Annotated in this window: 3 protein-coding genes and 1 pseudogene; all 4 read left to right on the forward strand. The window is 63.9% G+C overall.

The genetic code is table 11. The annotated features are described in order from the left end of the window. Positions 1–315: pseudogene (locus VNZ93_RS23495) on the forward strand (xanthine dehydrogenase family protein subunit M); the annotation flags it as partial. Then, on the forward strand, positions 312–791 hold the full coding sequence (locus tag VNZ93_RS23500; protein ID WP_325711191.1) for a (2Fe-2S)-binding protein: 480 nt from the start codon (positions 312–314) through the stop codon (positions 789–791). The pseudogene VNZ93_RS23495 and the gene VNZ93_RS23500, both read left to right, overlap by 4 nt. A gap of 1 nt (position 792) precedes the next feature. Next, on the forward strand, positions 793–3,189 hold the full coding sequence (locus VNZ93_RS23505; RefSeq protein ID WP_325711194.1) for a xanthine dehydrogenase family protein molybdopterin-binding subunit: 2,397 nt from the start codon (positions 793–795) through the stop codon (positions 3,187–3,189). A 394-nt stretch (positions 3,190–3,583) separates the two neighbouring features. After that, on the forward strand, positions 3,584–4,443 hold an 860-nt coding region (locus VNZ93_RS23510; protein ID WP_325711197.1), incomplete at its 3' end, for a cyclase family protein.

Here is a 4,443-nt window from a genome sequence, read left to right on the forward strand (position 1 = left end):
ATGCGCTACGGCTTTGCCGAATTGTCGCGACGGCACGGCGATTACGCGATCGCCGGGCTCGCGGCGTCGGCGCGCGCCGATGGCGCGTCTTTAAAAGACATACGCCTCGCCTATTTCGGCGTCGGGCTGACGCCCGTCCGCGCGAAGGGCGCGGAAGCGGCCCTCGCTGCGGGCAAGATCGACGACGCCGTGAAGGCCCTCGCCTCCGATCTCGATCCGCCCGACGACATCCAGGAAACCGGCGCCGTCAAGAAACATCTCGCGGGCGTGCTGTTGCGCCGCGTAGCCGCACAAATGACCGGAGCGCGCGCATGACGCACGCCTACGACATCAGTCTCACTGTCAACGGTGAGCTGCTGACCGCGCGCGTCGAGGCCCGCAAGTCGCTGGTCGATTTCCTGCGCGATGATCTCAGCCTCACCGGCAGTCATGTCGGATGCGAACACGGCGTCTGCGGCGCATGCACGGTTCGCGTGAACGGGCAGATCGTTCGCGGCTGCCTCATGCTCGCGGTGCAATGCGGAGGCGCCACCGTCGAAACCATCGAGGGCGTATCCGACACCGGCGAAATCGCAGACCTGCAGGATGCGTTCGAGAAGCGCAACGCATTGCAATGCGGCTTCTGCACGCCCGGCATGCTGCTGACCGCGCAGGAATTGCTCTCCAACGGAAAGACGCCAAGCCGCGACGACATTCGCGAGCATATCTCGGGCAATTACTGCCGCTGCACCGGCTACCACGCGATCGTCGATGCAGTGGAAGCGGTTGCGCAGGCGCGGAATGGGAAGTGATATGAAAATCGTCTCCGACCTGCCCTCGCCGCTGACAGCGCTCGACCGTCCGAATTCCTATATCGGCCGCTCGGTGCCGCGCCCGAATCTGAAGCGCCTCGCACAGGGGCGCGCGCAATATGTGAGCGACATGACGCTGCCGCGCATGGCGCATGTCGCCTATCTGCGCTCGCCGCACGCTCATGCCCGCATCGTGAAGCTCGACAAGAGCAAGGCCGAGAAGGCGCTAGGCGTGATCGCCGTCGTCACCGGACCGGAGCTTGCGAAAGTCATCACGCCATGGGTCGGCGTGCTGACCCATCTCAAGGGGATCAAGTCGGCGCCGCAATATGCGCTTGCGGTCGATCGCGCCTGCTGGCAGGGCGAAGCGGTCTGCGCCGTGGTCGCAAAAGCGCGCGCGCAAGCGGAAGACGCCTGCGAGCTGATCGAGATCGTTTACGAGGAATTGCCCGCCGTCACCGATCCGGAGACCGCTCTCGATCCAAACACGCCGGTGATCCATCCCGAACTCGGCGACAATCTTACCTTCGAGCGCACGCTCGATGCCGGCGAAGTCGACAAGGCGTTTGCGGAATCCGACGCCGTGATCGAGCAGACGTTTCATTTCGGCCGCCACACCGGCGTCACCAACGAACCGCGTTCGATCATTGCCGACTGGAATCCGGGCGAGGAACGGCTCACCGTCTACCAGGGCACGCAGGCGCCGCACATGATGCAGAACCTGTTTGCGAAGCACCTCGATCTTGCAGAGCATCAGGTGCGCGTCGTCACCAAGGATGTCGGTGGCTCCTTCGGCGTCAAGGTGCACACCTATGCCGACGAGATGGCCGTCGTCGCGCTCTCGAAAATGCTGAAGCGGCCGATCAAGTTCGTTGCCGACCGGCTGGAGAGCTTCGTCACCGATATTCATGCGCGCGATCATCGCGTCAGAGGCAAGATCGGCATCAGGAAGGACGGCACGATCACCGCTTTCGAGATCGATGATCTCACCGGCATCGGCCCCTACTCGGTCTATCCGCGCACCTCCGGCATCGAGGCGAACCAGGTCGTCAACCTGACCGGCGGACCCTATGCCTGTCCGAATTACCGCGCGCGCGCCCGCGTCGTGTTCCAGAACAAGAACGTCATGTGCCAGTACCGCGCGGTCGGTCATCCGATCGCGGTCGCGGTGACGGAAGGCCTTGTCGATCTCGCCGCGGCAAAGATCGGCATGGACCCGGTCGAGGTCCGCAAGAAAAACCTCATCCCGGACGACGCCTATCCGGCGACCGCGGCATCAGGCATCAAGTTCGAGAAGCTGTCGCATATCGCATCGACCGAGAAGATCCTGTCGATGATGGATTACAAGGCGCTTCGTGCCGATCAGGCGGCGGCGCGCGCCAGGGGCATCTATCGCGGCATCGGCTTCGCCTCTTTCATTGAAGTGACCAATCCGAGCGCGGCCTTCTACGGTGTCGGCGGCGCGAAAATCTCGGCGCAGGACGGCGCGACGGTGCGGCTCGACGGCAAGGGCGCGATCTTCTGCCATACCGGCGTGTCCGAGCAGGGCCAGGGCGCGGAAGCCGTGATCGCGCAATGCGTCGCATCGGCCTTCGGCGTGTCGATGGACAAGGTGCGCGTCATCATGGGCGACACCGACAATACCCCTTACGGCGGCGGTACCTGGGCGTCCCGGGCCGCGGGCATCGGCGGCGAGGCGGCGTGGCAGGCTGGTAAAGCTCTGCGCGAAAACGTCCTCGCCGCCGCGGCCTCGATCCTGCAGGCGCAGGCCTCCGATCTCGATATCGACAACGGCATCGTGGTCAACAAGGGCACCAAGACCGAGCGCATCACGCTCGAGGAGGTTGCGCGCGTCTGCTACTTCCGGCCGGACACGCTGCCGCCCGGCTTCCAGGCCGAACTGGTGGCGACGCGCCATTATGTGCCGCGCGCATGGGCGTTCTCGTTCACCAACGGCATTCAGGCGTCCTACCTGGAGGTCGATACCGACACCGGCTTCATCAAGCTGCTGAAGCACTGGTGCGTTGAGGATTGCGGCACCGTCATCAATCCGCAGCTCGTCGACGAACAGATCCGCGGCGGCATCGTGCAGGGACTCGGCGGCGCGCTGTTCGAACATTGCCTCTATGACGAGCGCGGGCAGCTGCTGAACGGAAACATGGCGGACTATCTCGTGCCGATGGCGATGGAGATGCCGGACATGCAGATCGGTCATGTCGTGACGCCGACCGCGGATTCCGAGCTCGGCGCCAAGGGCGCGGGCGAAGCCGGCACTGCCGGCGCACCGGCTTGCGTGATGAACGCGATCAACGACGCGCTCCGCCCGCTGGGCGCGAAGCCGCTGACCGACATGCCGTTCACGCCCGGCAAGGTGCTGCGCGCGCTGGGGAAGGTTTGACTTATCCCTTCCCCGCAAGGGGGAGGGTGGACGCGAACGAAGTGAGCGGACGGGTGGGGACGTTTCATCAAGATGCCCCACCCCGCTTCGCATCCCTCACGCGATGCGAAGCGACCCTCCCCTTTCAGGGGAGGGATAAGAAGTCAAAGCACGCGGTGAACGCGATCACGATTGCAGCGATCGCAAGAAGAGCACGGCGCATCACATACCTCCACGCATTGAAGCGCCTGTACCGCAAAACCCGCGCGGCCGCTGATATTCCACATCGTCAAACTCAAGAGCGCACCCGCCGCACCAATCTGGTGGTAGACGAACCGCCCGCCCTTCAGCACAATCCCGCCCGGCCGCCGATCGGAAGAGCCGGAACGAAAATGATGCGGAGGACAGCGTGTCGATGAACATCAAGGTTGGTCTGAAGGCCATCGAGGAAGCATCCGAAAAGCTCAGCAACTGGGGCCGCTGGGGCAAGGATGACCAGATCGGTACGCTCAATCACGTCACGCCGGAGGATATCGTCAACGCCGCAAAACTTGTCCGCAGCGGCAAGGTGTTCGCGCTCGGCATTCCGCTCGACCGCAACGGACCGCAGACCGGGTTGTTCGGCGGCCGCTTCAATCCGATTCACCAGATGCTCGCGACCGGCACCGACGCCATCGCCGGCCAGCAGGACTGGAACAAGATCCGCTATGCCGACGACACGCTGAACCTGTGCGTTCAGGGCGCGACGCACTGGGATGCGCTCGGTCACATCTTCTACGAGGACAAGTGCTACAACGGCCACGACGCGAAGCTGATCGACTCGCGCGGCCTTGCCGTCCTCGGCATCGAGCATTCGAAGAACAAGATGATCGGCAGGGGCGTACTGCTCGACATCGCGCGCTTCCGCGGCGTGCCGTGGCTCAAGGATGGCGAAGGCATTTCCAACGAAGAGCTGAACAAATGCGCGCGCGCCCAGAATGTCGAAATCCGCAAGGGCGATTTCGTGCATGTGCGCACCGGGCAGATGGAGCGCTGCCTCGCGGAAGGCGAATGGGGCGGCTATGCCGGCGGCGACGCGCCGGGCGTGATGTTCGAGAATTGCTACTGGTGCCAGGAGAAGCAGATCGCAGCGCTCTGCATGGATACCTGGGGCTGCGAGGTGCGGCCGAACGAAACAACGGAAGCGAACCAGCCATGGCACTGGGTGGTGATCCCGGCGATGGGGCTGTGCATGGGCGAGATCTTCTATCTCAAGGAACTCGCCGAAGACTGCGC

This window comes from Pseudorhodoplanes sp. (assembly GCF_035565795.1).
Classification (GTDB): domain Bacteria; phylum Pseudomonadota; class Alphaproteobacteria; order Rhizobiales; family Xanthobacteraceae; genus Pseudorhodoplanes.

What these genes read in the sequence shown, in the direction of transcription:
- VNZ93_RS23505 (WP_325711194.1), top strand. Translation starts at nt 793, where the DNA reads ATGAAAATCGTCTCCGACCTGCCCTCGCCGCTGACAGCGCTCGACCGT.
- VNZ93_RS23500 (WP_325711191.1), top strand. Translation starts at nt 312, where the DNA reads ATGACGCACGCCTACGACATCAGTCTCACTGTCAACGGTGAGCTGCTG.